The following is a 25,902-nucleotide window of genomic DNA, read 5'->3' on the forward strand; positions in this document are numbered from 1 at the left end:
TTCCACGCCAGCCCCCAGCCGTGTTCGGGCAGGCGTCCGGTGAACTGCCAGCGGCCGCCGCCGTCCTCGTCGGAGCCGGGGATGAACTCGCCCGCCGCGCGCCAATCGGCGATGCGCGGCTGCCACATGGCCTGGGGCTCGGGGCGGATGAAGGCGTGGGGGCCGAACGCCTCCCACTTGCGCCCCGCCCCGCTATCGAGCAGGCGGTAGGAATCCCACCCCTCGCACACCATCACCAGCGGCTGCTGGACGAGAGCCGCCATCAGGCGTTCCCGGCGTGACCGAGCACGTAGTCGCGGGTGGCGGCGTAATCGCCGGCGATCTCGACGAAACTTTCCTCGCGCCCGAACAGGTCGCCGACCCGCGCAGGCAGCGTCGGACGCATGCCGACCGCGCGCTCGACCGCGTCGGGGAACTTGGCGGGGTGCGCGGTGGCGAGTGTGACGAGGGGGACGCCGGCGGGCACGGTGCCCGCGTCGGCGAGCGTGCGCGCGGCGTGGAGGCCGACGCCGGTGTGCGGGTCGATCACCTGTCCGGCGGCGCGGTAGGCCCATTGCAGGGCGCGCGCGGTCTCGGTCTGATCAGCCCGGGCACTGGTGAACAGCGCGCTGGCACCCTCAGCCTGCGCGTTGGTCAGATGCATCGCCTTGGAGGCCTCGAAGCCGCGCATCTGCTCCGCCAGCGCGGCGCCGTCACGCCCGCCCGCGTCGAACAGCAGGCGTTCGAAGTTGGAGGAGACCTGGATGTCCATCGAAGGCGTGATCGTGGCGGTGACGCCGCCTGCCGAGTAGTCGCCGCTGGAAAGCGCGCGGTGGAGGATGTCGTTGATGTTGGTGGCGACGATCAGCCGCTCGATGGGGAGCCCCATCTTCGCCGCGACATATCCCGCGAACACATCGCCGAAGTTCCCGGTCGGCACCGAGTAGGCGACCGGGCGGTCGGGTGCGCCGAGTTGCAGCGCGCTGGCGAAATAATAGACCACCTGCGCCATCAGCCGCGCCCAGTTGATCGAATTGACCGCGCCGAGGTTCAGTGTGCGGATCACGTCCGCGTCGGTGAACATCCGCTTCACATGCGCCTGCGCGTCGTCGAAGCTGCCCTCGATGGCGAGGTTGTGGACGTTGGGCGCGCGCACCGTGGTCATCTGGCGGCGCTGGACGTCGCTCACCCGGCCCTTGGGGTGGAGCATGAAGATCTCGACCCGCTCGAGCCCCGCCACGGCCTGGATCGCCGCCGAGCCGGTGTCCCCGCTGGTCGCACCGACGATGGTGAGGCGCTGGTCGCGGCGGGCGAGGAAGGTCTCGAACAGCCGGCCGAGCAGTTGCAGCGCGACGTCCTTGAACGCCAGCGTCGGCCCGTGGAACAGTTCGAGCAGCCAGTGCTGCGCGTCGAGCTGCACCAGCGGCGTGACGGCGGCATGGCCGAAATCGCCATAGACCTTGTGGGTGAGCGCGAGGAGCTCTTCCTCGGTAAGGCACCCCGCCACGAAGGGTGCCATGATCCGCGCGGCGAGATCGGGATAGGCGAGGCCGCGCATCGCCCGGATTTCATCGGTGGTAAAGCGCGGCCACGCGGCGGGGACATAGAGCCCCCCGTCGCTGGCGAGCCCTGCGAGGGTGACCCCCTCGAAATCGAGCGCAGGCGCGCTCCCCCTGGTCGATACGTATTGCATATGCGAACAGCGCCTAGCTGCGGCGGCGGCGTAATGCCAGCACGTAGATGACGAGCGCGGTCGCGGCGAAGAAGAACCACTGGACGGCATAGGCGAGGTGGTTGTTGGGCAGGTCGCCCGGATCGGGCGCAGCGTTGGGCTGAAGGCCCGCGAGCGGCGGATCGGCGACAAGCCGTGCGAAGCCTTCCGAATTGGGCACGATCCACCCGCTCACCGGCCCGCCCTCCCACTTGGGCGCGGCAGGATCGCGCGACCATCCGACCTGCACGTAAGCGGTGCGATCGCGTTGGGGCGGCCCGTTGTCGATCCCGCACAACACGATGTGAACGAAGCCGCTCTGCCCCTTGGCGTTGCGGCCCGAGATCGACCGCCAGTCGCCGCTGGTGAAGGCGCAGTCGACACTGCTGCGACGATAGAGTGCGGCATCGACCGCCGCCTGCGATGCGGCCGGATAGGTGACGGGATCGGGGTTGCTGATCGCCGCCTCGTAGCGGGCAATGAGCGCTTCCTTCTCGGTCTTGCGGCCAAGCTGCCAGATGCCGAGGCCGATCATCGTCAGCACCGCCGCGATCACCACGATGGTCGAGAATACGGGCACGCGGCGGGCAGTCATGGCTGGCTCTCTTCGAATTGGTGATAGACCCACATGGTCTTCCAGAACCGCAGGGCGAAGACGACGCTCGCCACCGTCACCGGCCCCCAGAACAGGAAGGTCACCCACAGCGGCGGGCGCAGCCATTCGTCGGTCGCGAGCGCGGCCATGATCAGCACCAGCGCCAGCAGCATCGTCAGCACGCCCACGAACCGCCCACCCCGCTCCAGCGCGAGGAAGTCGAGCCCGCAGTTCGAACATTCCTCCGCCAGCCCGGCCGGTTCGGAAAAAAGCGTCCGCGCGCCGCAGCGGGGGCACAAACCGGAAAGGGCAGCCGAGACGAGTCCCGGCTGCCCCTTGTTTTGCTCAGGACCGGAAGGCCCCGACGTCATCAGTGGTATTCGGCGCCCCAGCCGCCCCAGACGTAGACGGCGACGAACAGGAACAGCCACACCACGTCGACGAAGTGCCAGTACCACGCCGCCGCCTCGAAGCCGAAGTGCTGGCGCGGGGTGAAGTGGCCGAGATAGGCGCGGTAGAGGCAGACCGACAGGAAGATCGTCCCGATCAGCACGTGGAAGCCGTGGAAGCCGGTCGCCATGTAGAAGGCCGAGGAATAGGTGTTCCCGCCGAAGCCGAAGGGCGCGGCCGAATATTCGTAGGCCTGGATCGCGCTGAACAGCACGCCGAGCGCGACGGTCGCCCACAGGCCCTGCTTGAGGCCCTCGCGGTCGCCGTGGATCAGCGCGTGGTGCGCCCAGGTCACCGTGGTGCCCGAGCACAGCAGGATCAGCGTGTTGAGCAGCGGCAGTGCGAAGGGATCGAGCACTTCCATGCCTTCGGGGATGAAGGCGGCAACCGCACCCTCGGTGCCGAACAGGCTGGTGGTGGCGCCGGTGGCGTGGTCATATTCGAGCGCGGTCGGGAACAGCGCGAAATCGAAGAAGCTCCAGAACCAGCCGACGAAGAACATCACTTCGGACGCGATGAACAGGATCATGCCGTAGCGCAGGTGCAGCTGCACCACCGGCGTGTGATCGCCGCGCTGGGCTTCGATCACGATGTTGCGGAACCACATGAAGAAGGTCGCGATCAGCCCGGCAAGGCCGAGGCCGAGCACGATCTTGCCGCTGGCCCCGAACAGATCGGGGTGGAAGCTCAGCACCATCCCGCTGGTGAAGGTGAGCGCCGCGAAGGATCCGACCAGCGGCCAGATATCGGGTTCGAGGATGTGGTAATCGTGGTTTGCCTTGCCAGCCATGTGGATGTTCCCGTCCCTGGGTTAGCGGATCAATCGGTGCTCTTCGGCGCCGCGTCGGCGGGCGTTTCGGAGCGGTGGAAAGTATAGCTCAGCGTGATCTGCTCGACACCCTTCATGTTGGGGTCGTTCAGCATCGCCGGATCGACGAAATAGAGCACCGGCATGGTCACTTCCTGCCCGGGGGCGAGGGTCTGCTCGGTGAAGCAGAAGCACTGAACCTTGTTGAAATACTTGCCGGCCTGTTCGGGGGTGACGTTGAAGGTGGCAACCCCGGTGATGGTGTGCTCGGAATTGTTGCGCGCCACATAGGTCGCGATGTCGCGCTCGCCGATGGTGACGGTGTCGGTCGCCTGCGAGGGCTGGAAGGTCCAGGGCATCCCCATCGCGGTGGTGGCATCGAAGCGGATCGAGATCTTCTGCCCCGTCGCAGCACGCGCGGCGGCGGCGGCCTTGCTCTCGGAGGCGATCATGGTCGTGCCGCCGAAGCCGGTGACCTGGCAGAACAGGCGATAGAGCGGCACCGAGGCATAGCCCAGCGCCAGCATCGCCAGCGCGCCGGCGAAGGCCATCAGACCGACCCGCAGGTTGCTGCGGGCGGTATCAGGCGATGCGGGCGCGGCCGAGGCCATCAGCCCTGCCCTCCGATGCGCACCATGGTGATGGCGTAGAACAGCACCACGAAGAACAGCAGCGTCCCCGCGACCACCAGATTGCGCGCCTTGCGGCGGCGGAGGAATTCCTTTTCCTCTTCCGGGCTCATGCGATCCACCCCTGATAGGCGGCGACACGGTCGGCCACGAGCGCGGCGAAGAGCACGAAGAGGTAGACGATCGAGAACTTGAACAGGGTCTTCTCGGGCGTCATCGCGTCGGTCTCGGCGCGCATGCGGGTGAAGACCGGCATCGCCAGCACCACGAACAGCGCCGAGAGCACCACCGCGACCGAGCCGTAGATCCAGCTCGTGCCCCCGATGGCCCACGGCGCGATGGCGATGGGGGCGAGCAGCAGGGTGTAGCCCATGATCTGGTTGCGCGTCGCCCGCTCGCCCGCGACCACGGGGAGCATCGGGATACCGACCTTGGCGTAGTCGGTCTGCACGAACAGTGCGAGCGCCCAGAAATGCGGGGGCGTCCAGAAGAAGATGATCGCGAACAGGAGGAGCGGCATCGCGGTGATGTCGCCCGTCACCGCGACCCAGCCGATCAGCGGCGGGAAAGCGCCCGCGCCGCCGCCGATGACGATGTTCTGCGGGGTGCGCGGCTTCAGCCACATGGTGTAGATGACCGCGTAGTAGATGATCGCGCCCAGCAGCAGCGAGGCGGCGAGCCAGCCCACGGCGAGGCCCATCAGCACCACCGAAACTGCCGAAAGGAAGATCCCGAAATCGCGCGCATCCTCGCGCCGGATCCGGCCGCCGGGGAGCGGGCGGTTCATGGTGCGCTTCATACCCGCATCGATGTCGGCTTCCCACCACATGTTGAGCACCGCCGACCCGCCTGCGCCCATCGCGATGGCGAGGATCGCGGTGAAGGCGATGACGGGGTGGATGGTGCCCGGCGCCGCCAGCACGCCGCAGATCGCGGTGAAGATCACCAGCGTCATCACCCGCGGCTTGGTGAGCGCGAAGAAGTCGCGCCACTCGGCGGGCATCATCGCGGCGGTCTGGGGTGCGGTGCTGGCCATTGTTCCTGGTGGTTCCATTGCGAAGGAGCGCGGCCTCGGACCGCGCTCCCCCTCGTTCCTTGTGCTCCGGTCAGGAGCCGATCACGCGGTCGCGGGACGGTGATCGTGGTAGTCGTGCGCGTCGGTGATCACCGGCAGCGTTTCGAACTGGTGGTAGGGCGGCGGGCTCGGCAGGGTCCATTCGAGCGTCGTCGCGCCTTCGCCCCACGGGTTCGCCTCGGCCTTCTTGCCGGCCATCAGCGCGTAGAGGATGTTCACGAAGAAGAACAGCATCGAGCCGGCCATGATGTAGTAGCCGTAGGAGCTGATCTGGTGCCAGAAGTGGTAGGCCTCGGCATAGTCAGGGTAACGACGCGGCATGCCCTGCATCCCGAGGAAGTGCTGCGGGAAGAAGATCACGTTCACGCCGACGAAGAAGGTCCAGAAGTGGATGTGCGACAGGAGCTCGGAGTGCATCCGCCCGCTCATCTTCGGGAACCAGTAGTAGAAGCCGGCGAACATCGAGAACACCGCGCCCATCGACAGCACGTAGTGGAAGTGCGCGACGACGTAGTAGGTGTCGTGCAGGTTGTCGTCGATCCCGCCGTTGGCGAGCACCACGCCGGTCACGCCGCCCACGGTGAACAGGAAGATGAAGCCCATCGACCAGACCATCGGCGACTTGAAGCTGAGGCTGCCGCCCCACATCGTCGCGATCCAGCTGAAGATCTTCACGCCGGTCGGCACAGCGATGACCATGGTGGCGGCGGTGAAGTACATCTTCGTGTTCACGTCGAGGCCCACGGTGTACATGTGGTGCGCCCAGACGATGAAGCCGACCACGCCGATCGCGACCATCGCATAGGCCATGCCGAGGTAGCCGAACACCGGCTTCTTCGAGAAGGTGGCGATGATCTGCGAGATCATGCCGAAGCCCGGCAGGATCATGATGTAAACCTCGGGGTGGCCGAAGAACCAGAACAGGTGCTGGTAGAGCACCGGATCGCCGCCACCGGCCGGGTTGAAGAAGGTGGTGCCGAAGTTGCGGTCGGTCAGCAGCATGGTGATCGCGGCCGCGAGCACGGGGAGCGCCAGCAGCAGCAGGAAGGCGGTGACCAGCACCGACCACACGAACAGCGGCATCTTGTGCAGGGTCATGCCCGGCGCGCGCATGTTGAAGATGGTGGTGATGAAGTTGGTCGCGCCAAGGATCGAGCCGGCCCCTGCAAGGTGCAGCGAGAAGATCGCGAAGTCGACCGCAGGGCCGACCGAGCCGCTGGTCGAAAGCGGCGCGTAGACCGTCCAGCCCGTGCCCGCACCCGGGCCCGTGCCGCCGGGCACGAAGAGCGAGAACAGCAGGCTGATGAAGCCCACCACCGTCAGCCAGAAGCTGACGTTGTTCATGCGCGGGAAGGCCATGTCCGGCGCGCCGATCATCAGCGGCACGAACCAGTTGCCGAAGCCGCCGATCATCGCGGGCATGACCATGAAGAACACCATGATGAGGCCGTGCGCGGTGATGAACACGTTCCACATGTGGAGCGCGGTGTTGAGATCATTGCCGCCGCCCATGAACTGGGCCCACCACTGCAGATACTGGATGCCCGGCTCCTGCAGCTCGACACGCATGATGCCCGAGATGGCACCCCCGACGATCCCCGCGATGATCGCGAAGATCAGATACATCGTGCCGATGTCCTTGTGGTTGGTCGACATGAACCAGCGGGCGAAGAAGCCCGGCTTGTGGTCCGCGTGATCGTGCCCGTGGGCATGATCGTGGTGGATGTCGAAGCCTTCAGCGGTGGTTGCCATGATCAGCTACTCTTCTCAGGTCAAATCTTGTCGGTTCAGCCGGCGGTGGTCGCGGCGGCGGGCTCGGCCGCGGCAGCAGCCGGAGCCGCTTCCGCTTCGCCGGGCATCGTGCCGCCCTGCGCCTTCACCCATGCGGCGAATTCGGCCGGGGGCAGTGCCTCGACGACGATCGGCATGTAGCCGTGCCGCGCGCCGCACAGCTCGGAGCACTGGCCGTAGTACACGCCCGGCTCCTTGATGGTCAGCAGCTTCTCGTTGAGACGGCCGGGCACCGCGTCCATCTTGAACCACAGCGAGGGCACCGCGAAGGCGTGGATCACGTCCGACGCGGTGGTCTGGATGCGCAGCGGCACGCCCGCGGGCACGACCATGCGGTTGTCGACCGCGAGCTGGTAGGGCTCGCCGGCCTTGGCGGCAGCGGCCTCGTCGGCCATGTTCGAGATCACCTCGATCTCGCCATGGTCGGGATAGGTGTAGCCCCAGTACCACTGGTAGCCGGTCGCCTTGATGGTGACGGCATTGGCGGGCGGAGTCTCGTACTGGCGCGCCAGCAGCGTGATCGAGGGGACGGCGATCACCACCAGGATGATCACCGGCAGGATCGTCCACACCACCTCGATCATGGTGTTGTGCGTGGTCTTCGAGGCGACCGGATTGGCCCGGCGGTTGAAGCGCATCACCACATAGAGCAGCAGGCCGAGAACCAGCAGGCTGATCGCGGTGATCACCGGCAGCAGGATCATGTCGTGCATCCACAGCGCATATTCGCCGTTGGCCGAATACTGGTCCTGGAAGGTCAGGCTCTTCATCGCGTCGTCCTCGTAGGACGTCGGCATGCCCTTGCCCTTGGTCGGAGCCATCGGGGTGTAGGCGCTGGCTTCGGGAGCCGCAGGCGCCGCGGCGTCAGCGGGAGCCGCAGTGGTCGCGGCAGGCGCTTCGGCCGCCACGGGTGCTGCGGGGGCGGCGTCCTGCGCCGCGACGCTCAGCGGCGCGAACGCCGCGAGCCCGGCAGCAACCGCCGCCAGGATAAGCTTTTTCATACGGGTGTCCCTCTGACCCATGAGCATGTGTCCAAGTGGTTCGAATCTGATCCCATACTGCCCTTGCAGGAAGCCCCCTCGAGACCCGCCAAAGACAGCGTTTGGCCAGCCCTCGGGCCAGCTTCATTCCCGCCCTTAGCGATGCTTGCCGAGGGCCTCAAGCGCTTCTAGGGAGAAAATTATGCACCGGCCCGTGCCGCGCGCGCAAGCTGGTGCCAATCCCTAAGCCTTCCAAGGAGTTCGTCCGTGAATCAAGAGCAAGTTCTGGCCGAGTTCCGCGCCTCGGGGGCGCTGCTGGAGGGCCATTTCAAGCTCTCTTCGGGGCGGCACAGCGGCCATTACCTGCAATGCGCGCGGGTGCTGATGAATCCGGCGCGCGCCGCGCGGATTGCCGAAGCGGTGGTGGCGGGCATCCCTGCCGAAGTCATTGAAAAGGTGGACGTCGTCGTCTCCCCGGCGATGGGCGGGATCATCATCGGCCACGAAGTCGGTCGGGCGCTCGGCAAGGACGCGCTGTTCCTCGAGCGGCCCGAGGGCACCTTCCACCTGCGCCGCGGCTTCGCGCTGGCGAAGGGCGCGAAGGTGCTGATGGTCGAGGACGTGGTCACCACCGGCCTCTCCAGCCGCGAAGCCATCGGCGCCGTCGCGCGCGAAGGGGGCGAGGTGATCGCCGAATGCGCAATCATCGACCGTTCCTGCGGGTCGGTCGATCTGGGCGTGCCCTTCTACCCGCTGCTCGCCATCGATTTTCCCACCTATGACGAATCCGACATCCCCGAAGCGCTGGCGGCCGTAGAGGTAACGAAGCCCGGAAGCCGGAAGGAATAGACCCTGAGCCCCTCCCACCTCCGCCTCGGCGTCAACATCGACCATGTCGCCACCATCAGGAACGCCCGCGGGGGCGACCACCCCGATCCGGTGCGCGCGGCCGAGATTGTCGCGGCGGTCGGGGGCGACGGGATCACTGCGCATCTGCGCGAAGACCGCCGTCATATCCGCGACGAGGATCTCGCCCGCATTCAGGCGGCGACCGACCTGCCGCTGAACCTCGAGATGGCGGCGACGCCCGAGATGCTCGCCATCGCCCTGCGCCACAAGCCGCATGCCGCCTGCATCGTCCCCGAAAAGCGCGAGGAGCGCACCACCGAGGGCGGGCTCGATGCGGCGGGGATGCACAACACGCTGGTGCCGATCTGCGAGGAGCTGCGCGCGGCAGGCATCCGCGTCTCGCTGTTCATCGAGGCGGACGAGCGCCAGCTCGACGCCGCCCTGCGCCTCGGCGCGCCGGTCGTGGAATTCCACACCGGCGAATATGCCCACGCCTTCCTCGATGGCAACGCCGAGCGCGTGACCCGCGAGCTGCGCCGCATCACCGACATGGCCGCGCTCGCTGCCAAGAACGGGATCGAGCCGCACGCCGGCCACGGCCTCACCTTCGACAACGTCCAGCCGATCGCCGCCATCCCGCAGATCGCCGAACTCAACATCGGCCACTACCTGATCGGCGAGGCGGTGTTCGTCGGCCTCGAGAACGCCATCCGCCGGATGCGCGAGCTGATGGACGAGGCACGGTGAGCGAGCCCGATCTCCCCGCCCTCACTGGCGGACAGAAGCGCTGGGCCTTCGGCGCGGCGGGGCTGTTCCTGCTCGCCATCGGCTTCCTCGGCTTCGCGCTGAGCCAGAAGGTGATGATGGTCTTCGCAGTCGGCTGGGTCGCGCTGATGATCTTCGGCTTCGTCGGCGCGATCCGCGTGGCGAAAGGCGACTTCGCGCACCCGCTGTTCAAGGCGCAGGTGATGCTGCACGTCGTCGCCGTCGGGTTACTGGTGGCGGTCATCATAAGGGCGTTCAAATGATCATCGGCATGGGCAGCGACCTCTGCAATATCGAGCGGATCGCGGGTTCGCTCGCCCGCTATGGCGAGCGCTTCGAAAACCGCGTTTTCACCGCCACCGAAATCGCCAAGGCCCGCCGCCGCCCCTTCACCATCGCGGGCACCTACGCCAAGCGCTTCGCCGCCAAGGAGGCGTTCAGCAAGGCGGTGGGCACCGGGTTCAAGCGCGGCGTCTTCATGAAGGATATCGGCGTCGTCAACGCCCCCTCGGGCGCGCCCACGCTCGCGCTGACCGGCGGGGCGGCATTGCGGCTTGAAGAAATGACGCCGGACGGGCATGAGGCGCGCATCCACCTTACCCTCACCGACGATCACCCCTGGGCGCAGGCCTTCGTGATCATCGAAGCCATTCCCCTGCCCTAAGGCCCCCATGGCGACCCCCATTGCACCAACCGAAAGCCCGCCAGTGACCGACAGCGAAACCCCGGAAAAGATCAACTGGTTCGCCGAAATCCGCGGCCTTGCGCTGATGCTGCTCGCGGTGCTGGCGTTCCACAGCCTTGTCGCCAAGCCCTTCTACATTCCCTCGACCTCGATGATGCCGACCCTGTGGGTGGGCGACCGGCTGGTGGTGAGCAAGTATCCCTACGGCTGGTCATGGGCCTCGGCGAGCTTCCACCTGCTGCCGCGCTCGAGCACCCGCATCTGGCCCGCCACGCCCGAATATGGCGATATCGTCATCCCCGTCCACCCCGAGCGCGACGAGGACTATATCAAGCGCGTCGTCGGCCGGCCGGGCGACACGATCGAGGTTCGCAATGGCCTGATCTATCTCAACGGCTCGCCGATCAAGCGCGAGGTCGTGCCGCCGGTGCGCCTGCCGTTCGAGCCCAGTCTGATGTGCAAGGACGATGTCGGCGAGCACCCCTGCCTCGATTCCTACGAGCAGTTCCGCAAGACCGGCCCCGACGGCAAGGACTACTTCGATCCGCCGACCTGGCGCGAGACCTTCCCCAACGGCGCGACCTTCCTCACCATCGACTTCCTCAACCAGGAGCTCGACAATTTCGGCCCCTACAAGGTGCCCGAGGACTCGGTGTTCGTGATGGGCGACAACCGCGATCTTTCCGCCGACAGCCGCGCGCCGCTGCCGCGTGGGCTCGGCGGGGCGGTGCCGCTCGCCAATATCGGCGGGCGCGCGGAGTTCATCACCTTCAGCCTCGACGGTTCGACCACCTGGAACCCGGCGAGCTGGTGGACCAGCCTGCGCGGCGACCGCGCGTGGACCACCCTGCGGCCTGCGCTTGCCGAGGGCAAGGCGGCCAAGTGACCTGAAGGGCGCACGAAACATGGCCCGCAAGTTCCTCTATTTCTTCGCCTTCTGCATCATTTTGGTGATCGTGGGCGCGTTCCTGCTCGCGCGCTTCCCGACCGAGCTGACCAAGCTGGCGATGGTGCCCTCGGCCGCCTTCACCCCGGTCAAGCCGCTCGAAGCCAATGCCTACGAGGACCCCAAGCTGTGGTATTCGCGCCCCGGCATCGGGGTGAGCGATCCGGCGCGCTGGCAGCCCGCCTATGCCGGGGACCGCGGCGTGCTTCCCACCCCCGCCGAGCCGAAGCAGCAATTCGCGGTCTTCTTCGTCCACCCGACGAGCTATGTGAACCGTTCGAGCTGGAACGCCCCGCTCGAAAACGGCGGCGACCCGGAGGCCGAGCGCATCGCGCGCATCTATCTGCGCGGCATGGCAAGCCCCTTCAACGCGGCGTCCGAGATCTGGGCCCCGCGCTATCGCCAGGCGACCTTCGGCGCCTTCCTCACCGATGCGCCCGAGGCGCGGCAGGCGATCGACGCCGCCTTTGGCGATGTGCGCGAGGCGTTCCGCTTCTTCCTCTCCACGGTCGATCCCAAGACCCCGATCGTGCTCGCGGGCCATTCGCAAGGTTCGCTGCACCTGAAGCGCCTGATCGCCGAGGAGGTGAAGGGCACGCCGGTCGCCGCGCGGGTGGTGGCGGCCTATCTGGTCGGCTGGCCGGTCTCGCCGCTGCATGACCTGCCGGTCATGGGCATGCCCGCCTGCACCGCGGCCGACCAGACCGGATGCGTCCTCAGCTGGTCGAGCTTTGCCGAACCGGCCGACCCTGCGCTGGTGCTCGAGGCCTACGCGGCCGCCCCTGCGCTCGACGGCAAGGCGCCCGGCGCCGAGCCGATGCTGTGCACCAATCCGCTGACCGGCCTCACCGGAGGCACCGCGCCGGCCAGCGCCAATCTCGGCACGCTGGTGCCCGAGGACAGCATGGAGAAGGGCACGCTCCAGCCCGGCCTTGTCCCCGCGCGCTGCGACAAGCGCGGGTTGCTGCTGATCGGGCCGCCGCCCGAAATGGGCAGCTACGTCCTCCCGGGCAACAATTACCACGTCTACGATCTGCCGCTGTACTGGGCGAACACGAAGGCGGACGTGATCCGGCGGGTGGACGCGTGGAAACCGGCCAAGTGATCTTCGAAGACGCGCGCGGCTTTGCCGACGCGGTGGGAGACGGGGGCGTCCTTCTGGGCCTCGATCTCGGCACCAAGACCATCGGCACGGCGACCTGCGATGCGGGCTGGCGCTTTGCAACCAACGGCACCACCATCAGCCGCGGCAAGTGGGGGCGTGACCGCGAGACACTCGCTGCGCTGATCAAGAGCCGATCCGTGCGCGGGATCGTCCTCGGCCTGCCGCGCAACATGGACGGCTCCGAGGGCCCGCGCGCGCAGGCCAGCCGCGCCTATGCCCGCAACATGGCCGAGGCCTTCGCGCTCCCCGTCCTGCTGTGGGACGAGCGCTGGTCGACCCAGGCCGCCGAGGCCGCGATGATCGGCCAGGACATGAGCCGCGCCAAACGCGCCGCCGCGATCGACAGCCATGCCGCGGCGGTGATCTTGCAGGGCGCGATTGATCGGCTCGCGGGAGGCGTGCTCTAGATGATCGAAGACGGCATCGGCGAGGTGATCGGCGATGTCGCCGAAGGGGCGATCGAGGTGCTGGGCGATATCGGCTCGGCGGCAGACAGCGGGCAGCGGCGGCGTCGGGGCTGCTGGCGGCTGTTCCTGATCGTGCTGGTGCTGGCCGCAGCAATCACGCTTGGCGTGATCGTGCTCGGCAGCTGAACTGCCGACCAGGGGCCAGTCATGGGCGACCTCATCAACTGGATTATCCGCGACCTGCTGATCTCTTTGGGCAGGTTCCTGTTCGCTCGCCTGCCGCTCCTCGTCCAGAAAGGCTGCACGATCATTGCCCTCGTGTTCATCGTGCCGTTCTTCGGGGTGGTGCTCTACGTCCTCGTCCTGAAGCTGGCAGGTTGAGCGCGGCCGACCGCGCCAGCGTCAAAATAATCCATTGTGCGCCGCGCCGCCTTGCTCTTATGCGCACCACCATGAACACCCCTGCCACCCCCCGGTTCGACGCGCGCGAGGCCTCGAAGTGGTTCTTCCGCCACGGCCATACCGGCTGGCTGGGCCTCAGGTTCACCGAGCAGGGCGACAACTGGGTCGAACTCGAATTGCCGTGGCGCGAGGATCTGATCGGGGATTCGAGCCAGCACGTCCTCGCCTCGGGCCCGATCATCAGCCTCATGGACATGGCGAGCGGCATGGCGATCTGGCAGACGCGCGGCACCTTTCAGCCGGTCGCGACGCTCGATCTGCGCGTCGATTACCAGCGTCCCGCGCGCGAGCGGGCGAGCGTGCGCGGCCGGGTCGAATGCTACCGCATCACGCGCTCGGCCGCCTTCGTGCGCGGGATCGCCTATGACGAGAGCCCGGATGATCCGGTCGCGCACGTTGCGGGCTGCTTCATGACCATCGGCGCCGATCCGCGCGAGGCCAATCCGGCGCTTGGAGGCGGCGGCAATGGCTGACCAGCTGGAGCTTCCCGCCTATGCCCGCTCGCTCGGGCTCGCCCTGACCGGCGAGAGCGAGGGCGGGATGCCGGTGCTGACGGTCGATTTCGGCCCGATGGTCGAAGGCCGCCCGCAGCACTTCCACGGCGGGGCCACGGCAGGCCTGCTCGAGAATGCGGGCTACGCCGCGCTGCGCACCGCGCTGATCGCCGCGGGGCGCGATCCGGTGCTGAAGCCGATCAACATCACCGTGCAATATCTCGCCGCGGGCAAGTCCCAGGCGAGCTTCGCGGTGGGGCGCATCACCCGGCTCGGGCGGCGCAATGCCAATGTGAGCGTGGAGGCGTGGCAGTCCGACCGCAGCCGCCCGATCGCGACGGCGGTGATGAATATCCTGATGGTCTGAAACAATTTTCCTACTCGGCCCGCGCCTGTCAGGGTCGCGGGAATGACGAGTCGGATCGCCCGTCTTGCTGCTTCGGAAAGGGCCTGCGGAGGGCGTGGATTTCTGCCTCTGGACAGTGTCTCATGTGTCTCCAACACGCCGATGCGCGCGCGGCGCTACGGCGGCGGCGTGGGTGCGGGCGCAGGCCTGACGACCACCCCGTCCTCCTCGACCCGGACCTCGACCGGCACCCCGTCCTGCCGCAGCGAGACGCCGTTCTCGTCGACCTTGAGGCTGGTGCCATCCTGCCCGAGAGGGATCTCGCCCTCGATCACGTCGAGCGGCTGGACCGGGCCCTCGGGATCGGGGGTGTCCTCGGCCTGCGGAGCGGGGGCGGCCTCGATCTTGAGCGCGGAGAGCATGAAGTCGCGCCAGATGCGCGCCGGCAGGCTGCCACCGGTGACGCCGTTGAGGGGCGTGTTGTCGTCCTTGCCGACCCACACGCCGACCACGAGGTCGCCCGCGTACCCTACGAACAGCGCGTCGCGGTAGTCCTGGGTGGTGCCGGTCTTGCCGAAGTTGGGAATCGGGAGCGAGGCCCCCCGCCCCGTCCCGCGGTTGATGGCGGCGCGCAGCATGCCTTCGAGCGCCTCGTGATCGCCCGAGGACAGCGAGCGGGTGCGGGTCGTCATCCACTCCCAGAAGCTGCGGTCGCCGCGCGGGAAGGCGTGGGGCTCGACCGGGTACTCGTTGGCGGCGATCCCGGCATAGGCGGCGGTGAGCTCCATCAGCGTCATCGACGAGGTGCCGAGCGCAAGGCTCGGGTCGCCCTCGGTCATCGGCGAGGTGATGCCGAGGCGGCGCGCATTGGCGATCACCTTGTCGCTGCCCACGGCCTGAAGCAGGCGGACCGCCGCGACATTGCTCGAGGAGGCGAAGGCATCCTCCAGCGTGATCTGCGCAGAGTACTGCTCGCGCGCATTCTTGGGCCGGTAGCTGCCTTGCGTGATCGGCGTGTTGGGGATGGTGTCCTCGGGCTCCCAGCCTGCTTCGAGCGCGGTGAGGTAGACGAAGGTCTTGAAGGTCGAACCCGGCTGGCGGCGGGCCTGGGTGGCGCGGTTGAAGGGCGACTTGGCGTAGTCGCGCCCTCCGACCATCGCCACGACCTCGCCGTTCTTGCGCATCGCCACCAGCGCGACCTGCGCCCCGCCCAGCGGCGCGCGGGCGACGATCCGGCTGGCGAGCGCCTGAAGCCGCGAATCGAGCGTCGTCGTCAGCACCTGCTTGGAATAGCCCGCCTCCATCCCCTCGCGCGCCAACGGCAGGGCCCAGTCGGCGAAGTAGGTGCCGGTCGGCAGGTTGTCGTCGCGGGTGCGCACGTCGATGCGCGGATCGGGCAGCGCCTTGGCTTCGGCCGCGGTGAGGTAGCCCTCGTCCACCATCGACTGGACCACCAGCTCCATGCGCTTCTTCGCCTTGTCGTAATGCTTGGTCGGCGCATAGCGCGAAGGCGCCTGGAGCAGCCCCGCGAGCATCGCCGCCTGCTCGGGCCGCAGCTTCTCGGGCTGGCGGTAGAAGTAGTGGAGCGAAGCGGCGCGCAGCCCGTACTGGTTGTCGCCGAAATAGGCGTTGGAGAGGTAGCGCTCGAGGATCTCGTCCTTGGTCAGCCAGCTCTCCAGCCACAGCGCGATCAGCGCCTCGCGGGCCTTGCGGGTGATCGATTGCTCGGGAGTGAGGAAGGTGAACTTGGCGAGCTGCTGGGTGATGGTCGAGCCCCCGCCGTACCCCGTCCACGCTGCTCGGGCGATGCCGCGCGGGTCGATGCCCCAGTGGCTGTAGAACCGCCGGTCCTCGATCGCGATGAAGGCCTGCACCACGTGGGGCGGCAGGTCCTTGACCTTGACCGGCGCCTCGACGATCGCCCCCTGCCGCGCGATCGGCGTTCCGTCGCTGGCGAGCAGCGTGACCTGCGGCGGGGCGATGGGCTCGAGGCTCTTGGAGAGCGGCGCAGTGACGGTCAGCCAGCCGATCAGCAGGGCGAGGACGGCGAAGGTTGCGAGCAGGCCCCGCCCCGTCCACCACAGCTTGCTCCGCCGATGCCAGTAATCGCGCTGCCACCAGCGCAGGCGCTTCCTCTCGGTCGCGGCGAGCGCCTCGTCGACCAGTCCGAGCTTGGCGTCCCAGTCGTCGAAGGCAGGCGTCCCCGAAACGCGCGGGCGCGGCAGATCGTCGTAGTCGTCATCGTCGTCGACAGGACGCGAGGATTCATAGAGCGGGAAGAACCCGGCAGGCGCGCCCGCACCCTCGTCTGCGCGCGCCCGGGAGCCTTTCCAGAATCGGTCGAAGAACGCCATGGTTAGTGCTGTGTTATCAGGCTAGCACAGTGGCTAGCAAGCGGTCAGAACGAATTGACCAGATTGGCATAGGCCTGTGGCTGGTCGACCTCGTCGAGCATCAGCCGCGCGGGCTTCTTGCGGCAGCGCTTGATGAGCTTCAGCCACATCGCCTCGCGCTGTGCGCGCGCCAGAAGCCGTTCTTCGCGGCTCGGCGTCACCCCTCGACCCATCGCCTCGATCGACGTGAGCGAGGTGTAAGCATTGTGCGGCCAGAACAGCTTGCGCCGTCCGGCATTGGCGGCGGTGAACCAGTCCCATTCGCGCACCAGATCGCCGCAGGTGTAGGTCTCTATCCCACCGCCCGGACTGTCGGCATCGTGGCGGGCATAGCCGGCGCGCACGTCAACGCTGCCCTCGACCTTGTTGCCGTCCTTGTCGGTCGCGGCGAAGTACCGGAGCGTCTCGGCGCGCGCCTTCACTGCGGCGTCGATCGCGGGCGACATGCTGCTTTCCTTGAGCGCAAGCGCGATCAGCTTGCCGTCGGCACCCACGCGCGCGGTGTAGCTGGCGGTGCCATTGTGGCCTTCGTCCTTGGCGGCCTGCGGAATGTCGACCGCTGTGATCCGCTGCGCCGAGGCCGGGCGCGGGTTGCGCTCGGGCGCCACCGGCACCGTGCGCACCGGCGGTGGGGGCACGGCCAGCTGCGCGGCCAGCGGACTTGCTGCAAGGGCCAGCGGAAGCAGTGCCCGCCGCATCGCCTAGCGCTTCTTGCCAGCGCCTTCCGGCAGGTCCTCGCCGAAGACGCGCTGGTAATATTCGGCCACCAAAGTCCGCTCGGCCTCGTCGCACTTGTTGAGGAAGCTGAGGCGGAAGGCAAAGCCGGTCGAGCCGAAGATCGCGGCGTTCTGCGCCCAGGTGATCACGGTGCGAGGGCTCATCACGGTCGAGATGTCGCCGTTCATGAAGCCCTGCCGGGTCAGTTCGGCGACCTTGACCATGTCGGCGATCAGCTTGTCGTCCGCCTGCGGGGTCTTGGACTTGACGATCTGCTGCTCCACATCGGGCTTCAGATAGTTGAGCGCGACGACGATGTTCCAGCGGTCCATCTGCGCCTGGTTGATCGCCTGCGTGCCGTGATAGAGCCCGCTTGTGTCGCCGAGGCCCACGGTGTTGGTGGTCGCAAACAGGCGGAAGAACGGGTTGGGGGTGATGACCCGGTTCTGGTCGAGCAGGGTCAGGCGGCCGTCGAACTCGAGCACGCGCTGGATCACGAACATCACGTCGGGGCGGCCGGCGTCATATTCGTCGAAGGTCAGCGCCACCGGGTGCTGGAGCGCCCAGGGGAGAATGCCTTCCTTGAACTCGGTGACCTGCAGCCCGTCCTTCAGCACGATCGCATCGCGCCCGACAAGGTCGATGCGGCTGATGTGCGCGTCGAGGTTCACGCGGATCGAGGGCCAGTTGAGGCGCGCTGCGACCTGCTCGATGTGGGTCGACTTGCCGGTGCCGTGATAGCCCTGCACCATCACCCGGCGGTTGTGCGCGAAGCCCGCGAGGATCGCCAGCGTGGTGTCGGGATCGAACACATAGGCGCCGTCGGTCTCTGGCACGTGCTCGTCGCGGGTGCTGAAGGCAGGAACCTGCCAGTCGACATCGATGCCGAAGGTCTCGCGCACATCGATGGTGGTATCGGGCTGGGTGGGCATGGCGCTGGCGCCGGAAGGGATCGTGGTCATTGCGGGCGGACGGTTAAACGGCAAGGCGCGAGGCTGCAAGCGGTGGTTTGCCTGTCCTCGCCTCGCAATTTGACGAGCGCGCCTTTCGCCCCCGCGGTTCGCGCCTATATTCCCCACATGCCCGATCCGGTCGAATCGCTGCGCCTGAAGCTGGTCTCGCAGGTGCGCGGGGTGTTTCACGACACCGCGAACGGCCAGCAACCCACCCCGCCCTCTGACGAGGCGCTGTTCGCGCGCGACACCCCGATCCGGCAGGTGCATGCCGACATCGTGGGGATGATGACCGGCGGGGTGCGCGCGCTGCTCTTGCAAATGCTTCACCCGCACGCGCTGCAAGGCGTGCTCGACCATTCCAATTTCCGCGAGGACATGCACGGGCGGCTGCGGCGCACGGCGCGGTTCATCGCGGTGACGACTTTCGGCCACCGCGACGCGGCGATGGCGGCGATCGAGCGGGTGAACCGCATCCATGCCAAGGTCGGCGGCACTCTGCCCGACGGGACGCCCTATCAGGCGACCAATCCGCGCACGCTCGCCTGGGTCCACGTGACCGAGGCGCAGAGCTTCCTTGCGGGCTATATACGCCATGTCCGCCCCGCCATGCCGGTCGCCGAGCAGGACGAATATTACCGCCAGTTCGCCGTCATCGCCCGCGCCTTGGGGGCCGATCCGGTGCCCGAAACCCGCGCCGAGGCCGAGCGCATTTTTCGCGAGCTGCGCCATGATCTTGCCACCTCGAAGGAAGCGCGCGAGGTCGCGCAGCTGGTGCTGAGCCAGCGCCCGCCGGGGACGCCGCTCGCCGTGCAGACGATGATCACCGCCGATGCTGTCGCGATGCTGCCGGGCTGGGCGGCGGCGATGCTGAGCCTCCAGCGCCCGGTGCTCGCCGCGCTTCCGGCACGCGCCGCCACATGGGGCATGGGCCGCACCTTGCGCTGGGCGTTCCGGCAGACTTGAAGAGTTTAAAGGGAGAGGAACCGATGGCCGAATTCACCTTCTACACCGTAGCCATGAGCCGCGGTCAGATCAGCCGCTGGGCGCTGCACGAGGCGGGCGCCGACTACGAGCACGTCGTGTTCGACTGGGCGACGCGACCGGACACGTTCAAGGACATCAACCCGATGAACAAGGTGCCCGCGCTGGTGCATCACCACGGCGGGCACGACCACGTCGTCACCGAATGCGCCGCGATCAACCACTACCTCGCCGAGACCCACCCCGACAAAGGCCTGCTGCCCGACGCGCACGAGAAAGCCGCCTATTTCCGCTGGCTGTTCTTCGCGTCCGGGCCGCTCGAGCAGGCCGTGGTCGCCAATGCGATGGGCTGGCAGGTGCCCGAGGGCAAGAGCGGCATGGCGGGCTTCGGCAGCTTCGAACTGACATTGGACGCGCTCGACCAGTGGCTTTCGGCTAACGATTTTGTGGCGGGCAACCGCTTCACCATGGCCGATACCTATGTCGGCAGCCAGTTCGTCTGGGGCCTGAGGTTCGGCTCGATCCCCGAGCGGGCTTCGTTTCGCGCCTATGTCGATCGCATCACCCAGCGCCCCGCCTACGGGGAGGCCAACGCCATCGACGCGGCGATCATCAATGCGGCGCAGGAGCAGGCGGGATGATCCTCTACGGCCACCCCTTCTCGTCCTACACCTGGAAGGCCGCCATCGCGCTGGACGAGAAGGGGCTGGCTTTCGAATTCCGTCAAGTCGGCCCGAACTATCCCGAGCACGCGTCCGAGCTTGCCGCGCTCTGGCCGCTGGGCAAGTTCCCTGTGCTCGACGATGACGGGACGGCGGTGGCCGAGAGCTCGATCATCATCGAGCACCTCGATCTCCACCATCCCGGCCCCCGCCTGATCCCGGCCGATCCCGTCGCCGCGCTCGCGGTGCGCTTCATGGACAGGATTTTCGACAATCACGTGATGGCGGGCATGCAGGCAATCGTGAGCGAGCACCTTCCTTTCCTCACGCCGACGCCCGATCCGGCGCGGATCGACCGCGCGAAGGCGGCGCTCGGCGCCGCCTATGCATGGCTCGAAGAGAATCTGCCCGAAGCGCAATGGGCGTGCGGCGAGGACTTCACCATGGCCGACTGCGCCGCCGCGCCAGCGCTGTTCTACGCCGATTGGACACATCCCATCGCCGAAACGAGCCCGCGCCTTCGCGCCTACCGCACCCGATTGCTGGCGCGCCCCTCGGTCGCCCGCGCGGTCGACGGGGCGCGGCCCTATCGCCATTTCTGGCCGCTCGGACCGGCGCCCGAGCGCGACTGATCAGGCCAGCGCCGCGCTTTTCTTCAGCACCTGGTAGGCGTCGACCACCGCGGTGAGCTGCGCCTCGTGCGCACGGTCGCCGCCGTTACGGTCGGGGTGGTAGCGGCGGACGAGTTCGGAATAGCGCCTGCGGAGCCGCGTGCGGTCGGTGTCGGAGCCCAGACCCATGACTTCGAGCGCGGCGGCCTCCTCCTTCGAAAAGCGCCCCGACATCGCCGCCTTCGCCTCACGCTCGGCGCGCGACCTGATGCCGCGGGCGCGGGCGGAGATGGCGTCCAGAGGATCGGCATAGTCGGCCCAGCGCGGACCATCGGCGATCCCCGCAGTGGGGCGGAACACCCGGCTCTCGGTCTGCCAGCCCGCGATCGGCGACTGCGCGCGCAGGATTTCCTCGGCGCTCATGCCCTCGAACCAGTCATAGCCCGCGTTGAACTCGCGCACGTGATCGAGGCAGAACCAGCGCCATTCGCCCGGTCCGTCGAACCCGTGCGGCCGGCGCCCGGGCGCGCGGAATTCGCCCGCCTCGCGGCAGCCGGGGGCTTCGCATCGCCGTCCGGGGTTCTCGACGCGGCCGTGGAATCGGGGTAAGGGCATGAAGGCGCAAGGTGGAGAGTGCAGGGCCGAAATCCAAGCGCCAAAATGCGCTGCCGCTTCAGCTCCTATCGCATCCGCGCCGGATCGAGCGTGAAGAACATTACCTGGATCAGCCGACCATCCTGCACCGATTTGCCGAAGCCCGGGCAGGAGGTGTGCCAGAACCATGGGCGCAGCAGCACGAGGCGGTTGAAGCGCATCGGGATATCGAAGGTCTTCTCCCACGCGGCAGGGCGCAGGCTGTCCCGGGCGAGGATGGTGTTGCAGGCATCGGCCACGGTCGCATAGCCCATCGCCTGCGCCTCGGTGTCGTTGATCGGCGCGCGGTCGGTATTGGTCGCCTTGTGCCGGAAGAAGCGCGTTCCCCCGCGGCAGTCCTCGGGGCGCGAGAGATAGAGGATGCCCGACCACTGGGAATCATCGACATGGACCCGCGCATTCTTGGGATCGCTCGCCAGCGTCAACCGGCATTTGCCGTGCGATTGCAGCGGCTCGACCGGCTTCAATGGCTCGCCGGTGACGTGCGAGACATAGTCCGAAAGCCCGGGCAGATCGAGCCGCTGGACCGAATTGCGGCCCGCGTAATTGCCGCTCTGTTCGGGGTAGTCGAGCCCGAGCGCGATATTGCGGATATGCTCCGGCTGTTCGAGGAAATCGTCGATGACGATGAATGACGTGGCCATCGCCGAGCGGATAAACCGCCGCCCGGCGCTTTGCAATCCGCCGCGACCTGCGGCACAGGGGCCTCGTCCAAGGGAGAATGAACGCCATGAGCGGACCGGTTGCCGAAGAAATGCACACGCTCCTGACCGCGGCCTTCGCGCCGACGCGGCTCGCGATCATCAACGATAGCGCCAAGCATTCGGGCCACATGGGCGACGATGGTTCGGGCGAATCGCACTTCACCGTGGAGATCGAGGCGGCGGCCTTCGCGACCATGAACCGCCTCGCCCGCCAGCGCGCGGTGATTGCGGCGCTGGGCGATATCGTTGGGCAGAGGGTGCACGCGGTGGCGATTAAAGCGAGTGTGCCGGAGACCTGAGCCATGCCGTTCTGGAAGAAGTCCCCGCCGCCTGCTCCGCCCACGCCCGAGCGCGACGCGATGGGACGCTACCCGGCATGGTATGATGCCATGGAGGGCCGCACCGAGGCGCTGGCCGCTGCGCTCGCAGCAGGCACCCCGGTCGATCATGCCGACAAGAAGCGCATGACGATGCTCTCGGTCGCGGCACATTATGGTCAAACCGATGCCGTTCGGCTGCTGATCGCGCATGGCGCCGATCCCAATATCATCGATTCCAGCGGCAATGGCGCGCTGTGGCACGCCACCCGCGAAGCCTCGAAGAAGACGCTGGACGGCGACAAGCCCTTCGACAAGCAGGTCGTCGCCCTGCTGCTAGCGGCAGGGGCCGATCCGCGTCATGCCAATCCGGCAGGCACCACCCCGCCCGGTTGGGCGCAGTGGTCGGAAGAGCTTCAGGCCATGTACCGTGCGGCTGGCTACGACGGCGAGTTTGCGCTGTGACCACCCTCAACCCCGCCCTGCGCCTGCGCCGCGCGGCGCGGATCATCGTGCTCGATGCCGAGACCCGCGCGCTGATGTTCCGCTTCGATGTGCCGGGACGCCCGCCGTTCTGGGTGACGTCGGGGGGCGAGGTCGATCCGGGCGAGAGTTTCGAGGAAGCAGCGCGGCGCGAGCTCTTCGAGGAGACCGGCATCACCGCCGACCCCGGCCCCGAGATCGCGCGGATGACGCCCGAATTCGTCACCGTCGAAGGCGAGCCGGTGCAGGCCGACGAACGCTTCTTCCTGGTCCGCGTCGCCGACGCCGCAGTCAGCACCGCGGGCCATACCGCGCTCGAACAGCAGGTGATGACCCAGCACCGCTGGTTCACGCTCGAGGAGCTGGAGAATTGGCAGGAGGCGCTGTTTCCGGTGGAGCTTGCCGCCATGATCCGGTCTGCAATCGCAACCTGATTGCGCCGCGCGGGGCCTGCCGCTACCTCTCGCCAAAAGGGAGAGAGACATGGAATACGCAGGCAAGGTGGCATGGATCACCGGCGCATCCTCGGGCATCGGTGCGGCGCTCGCGCGCGGGCTGGCGGCGCGGGGGGCGCATGTGGTGCTCTCTGGCCGCGATGCGGCGCGGCTGGAGGAGGTCGCGGCGGATTGCGGCGCCAAAGGGACCGAAAGCCTGATCCTCGCTTTCGACGTCCGCGACGAGGCCGCTCTGGCCGACGCGACCGCCAAAGCCATCGCGTGGAAGGGCCATGTCGACCTCGCCATCGCCAATGCCGGCATCTCTCAGCGCAGCCGCGCCTTGAAGACTTCGATGCAGGTCTACCGCGACATCATCGAGGTCGACCTCATCGCCCAGATCGCCTTCACGCAAGGCTTGATCGGCCACATGGCGGAACGCGGATCGGGTGCGCTCGGGTTCATTTCCTCGGTGGCGGGCAAGGTCGGGGTGCCGATGCGGACGGCCTATTCCGCCGCCAAGTTCGGCCTTGCGGGCTATGCCGACGCGCTCAGGGCCGAGCTGTCGATCAACGGCGTCTCGGTCCACACTATCTACCCCGGCTCGGTCGCGACCAATGTGTCGCGCAACGCGCTCAACGCCGATGGCACGGCGCGCGGCCGCTCCGACAAGGCGATCGACGAGGGCATCCCCGCCGACGTCGCCGCGCGCCAGATGCTCGACGCCATTGCGGCAGGCACGCGCGAGATCATCGTTGCCGAGGGTATGGAACTCGCGATGGGCGAGATGCGCCGCACCCCCGAGGCGCTGTTCGATCAGGTCGCCGGCATGGTCGCCAAGGGCTACATGGACAAGCTGGAGCAGCAGTGATGTTTGACCTGAAACGCGTGCATCTGCCCAACGGCATCCATCTCGACATCGTCGACGAAGGCCCGGTCGATGCCCCGGTGCTGATCTTCCTCCACGGCTTTCCCGAAAGTCACCGCACCTGGCGCCACCAGATCCGGCATTTCTCCGACCGCTTCCGCTGCATCACGCCCGACCAGCGCGGCTATCGCGGATCGTCGAAGCCGCAAGCGGTCGAGGCCTATGCCCCGGCCAATCTGATCGGCGACATCTTCCTCCTCGCCGACACGCTGGGGATCGCGCATTTCACCATCGTCGGCCACGATTGGGGCGGCGCGATTGCCTGGGGGGTGGCGCTCGGCGGACAGCACGCGCGGGTGACCAAGGCCATCATCGCCAACGCGCCGCATCCGGTGACCTTCCAGAAGCTGCTTTACACCCACCCCGGCCAGCGCGCGGCAAGCCAATATATCCGCGGTTTTCGCGACCCGGCCAACGACGCGCTGGTGAAAGAGCATGGCCTCACCGGCCTGCTGCTGAAGGAGGTCAAATGGGACCGCCCCAGCGCGATGGAGCCCGAGGAGCGCGACCAGCTGCTGCGCGACTGGCAGAACCGCGACGCGGCCTTCGGGATGCTCAACTACTACCGCGCCAGCCCGATCGACGTGCCGCCGATGGACGCGCCTTACGTGATTCCGGAGGGCTGGACGCCCCCGGCGCTGCCCAAGCTGACCATCCCGACGCTGGTGATCTGGGCCCTGGACGACCTCGCCCTGCCGCCCGAAAACCTCGAGGGGCTGGAGGACATCATCGATCCCCTGACCATCGTGCGCGTCCCCGACTGCGGGCATTTCGTGCCGTGGGAAGCTCCGCAAGCGGTCAACGCGGCGATGGAGGCGTTTCTGGAGGACTAGCCCGCCAGCCACTCCACCCATGCGCCGTGCGGGTGCGCGTGGGACAAGAGGTGTTCCTCGCCCCGGTGGCCAGCGCCGTCCCACAGGCGCACGCGCAATTCGTGGCGGAAGGTGGCAGGGTCGGTCTCGAGCGCGATCCAGCCGAGCGGGGTGTCGGGGGTCGCGACAGTGCCTGCGGCCTCGAAGGCGGCGGTGATGCGGCTTTGCGTGGCGGCGGGCATGTATTGCCACATGATCGAATGGAACATCACCCGCGCGATGTCGGGCTGCGGCGGGCGGGCGAGCATTGCTGTGGCAAAGTCCCCCGCATCGGCGGCGACCAGATCAGGCGGCTGCTGGCCCGCCAGAGCAATCGCGGCGTCGATCCGCGCCATGCGCTCGCCGGCGTCTGGCCAGACATAGGCTTTCAGGCGCAACGCCGCCTCGGGATCGGCGAGGTCGATCGGGGCGATGTCGCAGCCCTTCACTGATGCGATGGCGAAACCGGCAGGCGGCGCGGGCGGCGAGGCTCCCTTCCACTCCGGCACGATCCGCATCGGCGAGGCTTCCGGCCCGACCTCGGTCTCGCCAAGCCGGAAGAAATAGCGCTCGATCATCGTGTTGACCCCCGCGCTCGCGCCAAGCTCGAAGAGGTCGAACCGCGGCGAGGCGACCCGCGCCGCCAGCCATAAGAGCCCCGCCATGATGCTCGCCGCGCGCCCCGCCTCGTTGGTCTGCGGCGGGCCGTCGAGCCAGGGCAGCAGCCGCGCATCGAAGCGGTGCGCGAGGTCGAGCACCAGCGCATCGACCTCGGCCTGATCGGTGACCTCGCCGGAATAGACCGCGCCCAGCCGCGCATCCGCGCCGGTCAGCAGCAGGTGGTGAAAGCCGCCCGCGATCCTCAATGGCATCGCGTCCTTCAGCGTCAGCCCCTGCCAGCCCGCAATCCGCCGCCCGGTGGCGGTATCGCTCGCCCGCACCCAGGCGAGCGCGCGGATCACCCGGGCCGTTGCGGGCGCGCCGTTTTCCTCGGCATGGCGGGCCTGCCAGTCGAGCGCGGCGGTGAAGTCCTCCAGCCCCATGATTCCCGGCTCGCCTGCCGCCATTCCCATT

34 protein-coding genes and 1 pseudogene are annotated in these 25,902 nt (G+C 67.6%); 19 read left to right on the forward strand and 16 right to left on the reverse strand.

The features are described from left to right. From AX708_RS04745 to coxB, 10 genes and pseudogenes are all read right to left on the reverse strand, one after another. Positions 1–263: pseudogene (locus AX708_RS04745) on the reverse strand (class I SAM-dependent rRNA methyltransferase); the annotation flags it as partial. Then, positions 263–1,672 (reverse strand): threonine synthase, encoded by a 1,410-nt coding sequence (gene thrC, locus AX708_RS04750; RefSeq protein ID WP_066532316.1) that lies wholly within the window; start codon positions 1,670–1,672, stop codon positions 263–265. The pseudogene AX708_RS04745 and the gene thrC, both read right to left, overlap by 1 nt. Before the next feature lie 13 nt (positions 1,673–1,685). Beyond that, positions 1,686–2,285 carry an SURF1 family protein gene (locus AX708_RS04755; RefSeq protein WP_066532308.1) on the reverse strand — a complete coding sequence of 200 codons (600 nt, stop codon included), beginning with the start codon at positions 2,283–2,285 and terminating at the stop codon, positions 1,686–1,688. Then, positions 2,282–2,584: a DUF983 domain-containing protein gene (locus AX708_RS04760; protein WP_066532306.1), complete on the reverse strand. Its 303-nt coding sequence runs from the start codon at positions 2,582–2,584 to the stop codon at positions 2,282–2,284. The genes AX708_RS04755 and AX708_RS04760 overlap by 4 nt, the downstream gene beginning before the upstream one ends. Before the next feature lie 71 nt (positions 2,585–2,655). Beyond that, positions 2,656–3,525 carry a cytochrome c oxidase subunit 3 gene (locus AX708_RS04765; protein WP_066532304.1) on the reverse strand — a complete coding sequence of 290 codons (870 nt, stop codon included), beginning with the start codon at positions 3,523–3,525 and terminating at the stop codon, positions 2,656–2,658. Positions 3,526–3,554: 29 nt separating this feature from the next. Then, positions 3,555–4,154, reverse strand: coding sequence for a cytochrome c oxidase assembly protein (locus AX708_RS04770; RefSeq protein WP_066532301.1), 600 nt, complete (start codon positions 4,152–4,154; stop codon positions 3,555–3,557). Further along, positions 4,154–4,285, reverse strand: coding sequence for a hypothetical protein (locus AX708_RS21255; protein WP_255357975.1), 132 nt, complete (start codon positions 4,283–4,285; stop codon positions 4,154–4,156). Before AX708_RS21255 ends, AX708_RS04770 begins: the two co-directional genes overlap by 1 nt. Then, complete coding sequence (locus tag AX708_RS04775) at positions 4,282–5,208, reverse strand: heme o synthase (protein WP_066532299.1); 927 nt, start codon at positions 5,206–5,208, stop codon at positions 4,282–4,284. Before AX708_RS04775 ends, AX708_RS21255 begins: the two co-directional genes overlap by 4 nt. An 81-nt stretch (positions 5,209–5,289) precedes the next feature. Then, on the reverse strand, positions 5,290–6,999 hold the full coding sequence (ctaD, locus tag AX708_RS04780) for a cytochrome c oxidase subunit I (protein ID WP_066532297.1): 1,710 nt from the start codon (positions 6,997–6,999) through the stop codon (positions 5,290–5,292). 35 nt (positions 7,000–7,034) lie between these two features. Then, the gene (coxB, locus tag AX708_RS04785) at positions 7,035–8,039 is read right to left on the reverse strand and encodes a cytochrome c oxidase subunit II (RefSeq protein ID WP_066532296.1); all 1,005 of its coding nucleotides are present in this window, start codon (positions 8,037–8,039) and stop codon (positions 7,035–7,037) included. 246 nt (positions 8,040–8,285) lie between these two features. Between coxB and pyrE the strand changes: the two genes are divergently transcribed. The 11 genes from pyrE (at position 8,286) to AX708_RS04835 (ending at position 14,158) form a co-directional block, all read left to right on the forward strand. Next, positions 8,286–8,867, forward strand: a complete 582-nt coding sequence (gene pyrE, locus AX708_RS04790) for an orotate phosphoribosyltransferase (protein ID WP_066532294.1) — start codon at positions 8,286–8,288, stop codon at positions 8,865–8,867. A gap of 3 nt (positions 8,868–8,870) precedes the next feature. Beyond that, positions 8,871–9,614 carry a pyridoxine 5'-phosphate synthase gene (locus tag AX708_RS04795; protein WP_066532293.1) on the forward strand — a complete coding sequence of 248 codons (744 nt, stop codon included), beginning with the start codon at positions 8,871–8,873 and terminating at the stop codon, positions 9,612–9,614. Next, complete coding sequence (locus tag AX708_RS04800; protein ID WP_066532286.1) at positions 9,611–9,895, forward strand: pyridoxal phosphate biosynthetic protein; 285 nt, start codon at positions 9,611–9,613, stop codon at positions 9,893–9,895. Before AX708_RS04795 ends, AX708_RS04800 begins: the two co-directional genes overlap by 4 nt. Then, a complete protein-coding gene (gene acpS / locus AX708_RS04805) occupies positions 9,892–10,296 on the forward strand; it encodes a holo-ACP synthase (RefSeq protein ID WP_066532283.1) in 405 nt (134 codons plus the stop codon). Before AX708_RS04800 ends, acpS begins: the two co-directional genes overlap by 4 nt. A 7-nt stretch (positions 10,297–10,303) precedes the next feature. Next, entirely contained in the window at positions 10,304–11,203 is a 900-nt protein-coding gene (lepB, locus tag AX708_RS04810) for a signal peptidase I (RefSeq protein WP_066532281.1), read from the forward strand. A 19-nt stretch (positions 11,204–11,222) separates the two neighbouring features. Next, positions 11,223–12,368 (forward strand): DUF3089 domain-containing protein, encoded by a 1,146-nt coding sequence (locus AX708_RS04815; RefSeq protein WP_066532278.1) that lies wholly within the window; start codon positions 11,223–11,225, stop codon positions 12,366–12,368. Then, entirely contained in the window at positions 12,350–12,835 is a 486-nt protein-coding gene (gene ruvX / locus AX708_RS04820; protein WP_082745697.1) for a Holliday junction resolvase RuvX, read from the forward strand. The genes AX708_RS04815 and ruvX overlap by 19 nt, the downstream gene beginning before the upstream one ends. Continuing rightward, positions 12,836–13,021: a hypothetical protein gene (locus AX708_RS04825; protein ID WP_066532275.1), complete on the forward strand. Its 186-nt coding sequence runs from the start codon at positions 12,836–12,838 to the stop codon at positions 13,019–13,021. Between the two features lie 21 nt (positions 13,022–13,042). Beyond that, positions 13,043–13,216, forward strand: a complete 174-nt coding sequence (locus AX708_RS20270; protein WP_156443495.1) for a hypothetical protein — start codon at positions 13,043–13,045, stop codon at positions 13,214–13,216. A gap of 71 nt (positions 13,217–13,287) precedes the next feature. Then, the gene (locus tag AX708_RS04830) at positions 13,288–13,770 is read left to right on the forward strand and encodes a PaaI family thioesterase (RefSeq protein WP_066532486.1); all 483 of its coding nucleotides are present in this window, start codon (positions 13,288–13,290) and stop codon (positions 13,768–13,770) included. After that, the gene (locus tag AX708_RS04835; protein WP_066532272.1) at positions 13,763–14,158 is read left to right on the forward strand and encodes a PaaI family thioesterase; all 396 of its coding nucleotides are present in this window, start codon (positions 13,763–13,765) and stop codon (positions 14,156–14,158) included. Before AX708_RS04830 ends, AX708_RS04835 begins: the two co-directional genes overlap by 8 nt. Positions 14,159–14,313: 155 nt before the next feature. Here the strand turns inward: AX708_RS04835 and AX708_RS04840 are convergent, their stop codons facing one another. The 3 genes from AX708_RS04840 to cobS are packed head-to-tail and all read right to left on the reverse strand — an operon-like array spanning position 14,314 to position 18,209. Then, positions 14,314–16,491 carry a transglycosylase domain-containing protein gene (locus AX708_RS04840; RefSeq protein ID WP_066532270.1) on the reverse strand — a complete coding sequence of 726 codons (2,178 nt, stop codon included), beginning with the start codon at positions 16,489–16,491 and terminating at the stop codon, positions 14,314–14,316. A 44-nt stretch (positions 16,492–16,535) separates the two neighbouring features. Continuing rightward, on the reverse strand, positions 16,536–17,228 hold the full coding sequence (locus AX708_RS04845) for a TonB family protein (RefSeq protein ID WP_066532268.1): 693 nt from the start codon (positions 17,226–17,228) through the stop codon (positions 16,536–16,538). Positions 17,229–17,231: 3 nt separating this feature from the next. Further along, positions 17,232–18,209, reverse strand: a complete 978-nt coding sequence (gene cobS / locus AX708_RS04850) for a cobaltochelatase subunit CobS (protein WP_066532261.1) — start codon at positions 18,207–18,209, stop codon at positions 17,232–17,234. A gap of 117 nt (positions 18,210–18,326) precedes the next feature. On the opposite strand from cobS, the gene AX708_RS04855 reads away from it, so the two are divergent. The 3 genes from AX708_RS04855 to AX708_RS04865 are packed head-to-tail and all read left to right on the forward strand — an operon-like array spanning position 18,327 to position 20,478. Continuing rightward, the gene (locus tag AX708_RS04855; RefSeq protein WP_066532259.1) at positions 18,327–19,166 is read left to right on the forward strand and encodes an oxygenase MpaB family protein; all 840 of its coding nucleotides are present in this window, start codon (positions 18,327–18,329) and stop codon (positions 19,164–19,166) included. 23 nt (positions 19,167–19,189) lie between these two features. Continuing rightward, a complete protein-coding gene (locus AX708_RS04860) occupies positions 19,190–19,825 on the forward strand; it encodes a glutathione S-transferase family protein (RefSeq protein WP_066532257.1) in 636 nt (211 codons plus the stop codon). After that, complete coding sequence (locus tag AX708_RS04865) at positions 19,822–20,478, forward strand: glutathione S-transferase family protein (RefSeq protein ID WP_066532256.1); 657 nt, start codon at positions 19,822–19,824, stop codon at positions 20,476–20,478. Before AX708_RS04860 ends, AX708_RS04865 begins: the two co-directional genes overlap by 4 nt. Here AX708_RS04865 and AX708_RS04870 read toward each other — a convergent pair whose 3' ends face one another. Both AX708_RS04870 and AX708_RS04875 read right to left on the reverse strand, forming a co-directional pair. Next, complete coding sequence (locus AX708_RS04870; protein WP_066532251.1) at positions 20,479–21,072, reverse strand: J domain-containing protein; 594 nt, start codon at positions 21,070–21,072, stop codon at positions 20,479–20,481. Between the two features lie 65 nt (positions 21,073–21,137). Then, positions 21,138–21,755 (reverse strand): DUF6445 family protein, encoded by a 618-nt coding sequence (locus AX708_RS04875; protein ID WP_066532249.1) that lies wholly within the window; start codon positions 21,753–21,755, stop codon positions 21,138–21,140. Positions 21,756–21,841: 86 nt separating this feature from the next. On the opposite strand from AX708_RS04875, the gene AX708_RS04880 reads away from it, so the two are divergent. Genes AX708_RS04880 through AX708_RS04900 form a run of 5 tightly spaced genes read left to right on the forward strand, consistent with a single transcriptional unit; the run spans position 21,842 to position 24,810 of the window. Continuing rightward, a complete protein-coding gene (locus AX708_RS04880) occupies positions 21,842–22,114 on the forward strand; it encodes a BolA family transcriptional regulator (RefSeq protein WP_066532483.1) in 273 nt (90 codons plus the stop codon). A gap of 3 nt (positions 22,115–22,117) precedes the next feature. Next, positions 22,118–22,597 carry an ankyrin repeat domain-containing protein gene (locus AX708_RS04885; RefSeq protein WP_082745696.1) on the forward strand — a complete coding sequence of 160 codons (480 nt, stop codon included), beginning with the start codon at positions 22,118–22,120 and terminating at the stop codon, positions 22,595–22,597. Continuing rightward, the gene (locus AX708_RS04890) at positions 22,594–23,049 is read left to right on the forward strand and encodes an NUDIX hydrolase (RefSeq protein ID WP_066532247.1); all 456 of its coding nucleotides are present in this window, start codon (positions 22,594–22,596) and stop codon (positions 23,047–23,049) included. Before AX708_RS04885 ends, AX708_RS04890 begins: the two co-directional genes overlap by 4 nt. A 49-nt stretch (positions 23,050–23,098) precedes the next feature. Beyond that, complete coding sequence (locus AX708_RS04895; protein ID WP_066532245.1) at positions 23,099–23,920, forward strand: SDR family NAD(P)-dependent oxidoreductase; 822 nt, start codon at positions 23,099–23,101, stop codon at positions 23,918–23,920. Beyond that, positions 23,920–24,810 carry an alpha/beta fold hydrolase gene (locus AX708_RS04900; protein WP_066532243.1) on the forward strand — a complete coding sequence of 297 codons (891 nt, stop codon included), beginning with the start codon at positions 23,920–23,922 and terminating at the stop codon, positions 24,808–24,810. Before AX708_RS04895 ends, AX708_RS04900 begins: the two co-directional genes overlap by 1 nt. Here the strand turns inward: AX708_RS04900 and AX708_RS04905 are convergent. Continuing rightward, complete coding sequence (locus AX708_RS04905; protein ID WP_066532240.1) at positions 24,807–25,895, reverse strand: DUF2332 domain-containing protein; 1,089 nt, start codon at positions 25,893–25,895, stop codon at positions 24,807–24,809. The genes AX708_RS04900 and AX708_RS04905 overlap by 4 nt on opposite strands. Between the last annotated feature and the right edge of the window lie 7 nt (positions 25,896–25,902).

The organism is Erythrobacter sp. CCH5-A1 (assembly GCF_001557115.1).
GTDB lineage: Bacteria > Pseudomonadota > Alphaproteobacteria > Sphingomonadales > Sphingomonadaceae > Erythrobacter.

Excerpts from the sequence above, each read along its gene's own strand:
- thrC (WP_066532316.1), bottom strand. The coding sequence starts at position 1,672 with ATGCAATACGTATCGACCAGGGGGAGCGCGCCTGCGCTCGATTTCGAG.
- AX708_RS04755 (WP_066532308.1), bottom strand. The coding sequence starts at position 2,285 with ATGACTGCCCGCCGCGTGCCCGTATTCTCGACCATCGTGGTGATCGCG.
- AX708_RS04765 (WP_066532304.1), bottom strand. The coding sequence starts at position 3,525 with ATGGCTGGCAAGGCAAACCACGATTACCACATCCTCGAACCCGATATC.
- AX708_RS04770 (WP_066532301.1), bottom strand. The coding sequence starts at position 4,154 with ATGGCCTCGGCCGCGCCCGCATCGCCTGATACCGCCCGCAGCAACCTG.
- AX708_RS21255 (WP_255357975.1), bottom strand. The coding sequence starts at position 4,285 with ATGAGCCCGGAAGAGGAAAAGGAATTCCTCCGCCGCCGCAAGGCGCGC.
- AX708_RS04775 (WP_066532299.1), bottom strand. The coding sequence starts at position 5,208 with ATGGCCAGCACCGCACCCCAGACCGCCGCGATGATGCCCGCCGAGTGG.
- ctaD (WP_066532297.1), bottom strand. The coding sequence starts at position 6,999 with ATGGCAACCACCGCTGAAGGCTTCGACATCCACCACGATCATGCCCAC.
- coxB (WP_066532296.1), bottom strand. The coding sequence starts at position 8,039 with ATGAAAAAGCTTATCCTGGCGGCGGTTGCTGCCGGGCTCGCGGCGTTC.
- acpS (WP_066532283.1), top strand. The coding sequence starts at position 9,892 with ATGATCATCGGCATGGGCAGCGACCTCTGCAATATCGAGCGGATCGCG.
- lepB (WP_066532281.1), top strand. The coding sequence starts at position 10,304 with ATGGCGACCCCCATTGCACCAACCGAAAGCCCGCCAGTGACCGACAGC.
- AX708_RS04815 (WP_066532278.1), top strand. The coding sequence starts at position 11,223 with ATGGCCCGCAAGTTCCTCTATTTCTTCGCCTTCTGCATCATTTTGGTG.
- AX708_RS04825 (WP_066532275.1), top strand. The coding sequence starts at position 12,836 with ATGATCGAAGACGGCATCGGCGAGGTGATCGGCGATGTCGCCGAAGGG.
- AX708_RS20270 (WP_156443495.1), top strand. The coding sequence starts at position 13,043 with ATGGGCGACCTCATCAACTGGATTATCCGCGACCTGCTGATCTCTTTG.
- AX708_RS04830 (WP_066532486.1), top strand. The coding sequence starts at position 13,288 with ATGAACACCCCTGCCACCCCCCGGTTCGACGCGCGCGAGGCCTCGAAG.
- AX708_RS04835 (WP_066532272.1), top strand. The coding sequence starts at position 13,763 with ATGGCTGACCAGCTGGAGCTTCCCGCCTATGCCCGCTCGCTCGGGCTC.
- AX708_RS04840 (WP_066532270.1), bottom strand. The coding sequence starts at position 16,491 with ATGGCGTTCTTCGACCGATTCTGGAAAGGCTCCCGGGCGCGCGCAGAC.
- AX708_RS04845 (WP_066532268.1), bottom strand. The coding sequence starts at position 17,228 with ATGCGGCGGGCACTGCTTCCGCTGGCCCTTGCAGCAAGTCCGCTGGCC.
- cobS (WP_066532261.1), bottom strand. The coding sequence starts at position 18,209 with ATGACCACGATCCCTTCCGGCGCCAGCGCCATGCCCACCCAGCCCGAT.
- AX708_RS04855 (WP_066532259.1), top strand. The coding sequence starts at position 18,327 with ATGCCCGATCCGGTCGAATCGCTGCGCCTGAAGCTGGTCTCGCAGGTG.
- AX708_RS04860 (WP_066532257.1), top strand. The coding sequence starts at position 19,190 with ATGGCCGAATTCACCTTCTACACCGTAGCCATGAGCCGCGGTCAGATC.
- AX708_RS04865 (WP_066532256.1), top strand. The coding sequence starts at position 19,822 with ATGATCCTCTACGGCCACCCCTTCTCGTCCTACACCTGGAAGGCCGCC.
- AX708_RS04870 (WP_066532251.1), bottom strand. The coding sequence starts at position 21,072 with ATGCCCTTACCCCGATTCCACGGCCGCGTCGAGAACCCCGGACGGCGA.
- AX708_RS04875 (WP_066532249.1), bottom strand. The coding sequence starts at position 21,755 with ATGGCCACGTCATTCATCGTCATCGACGATTTCCTCGAACAGCCGGAG.
- AX708_RS04880 (WP_066532483.1), top strand. The coding sequence starts at position 21,842 with ATGAGCGGACCGGTTGCCGAAGAAATGCACACGCTCCTGACCGCGGCC.
- AX708_RS04885 (WP_082745696.1), top strand. The coding sequence starts at position 22,118 with ATGCCGTTCTGGAAGAAGTCCCCGCCGCCTGCTCCGCCCACGCCCGAG.
- AX708_RS04895 (WP_066532245.1), top strand. The coding sequence starts at position 23,099 with ATGGAATACGCAGGCAAGGTGGCATGGATCACCGGCGCATCCTCGGGC.
- AX708_RS04900 (WP_066532243.1), top strand. The coding sequence starts at position 23,920 with ATGTTTGACCTGAAACGCGTGCATCTGCCCAACGGCATCCATCTCGAC.
- AX708_RS04905 (WP_066532240.1), bottom strand. The coding sequence starts at position 25,895 with ATGGCGGCAGGCGAGCCGGGAATCATGGGGCTGGAGGACTTCACCGCC.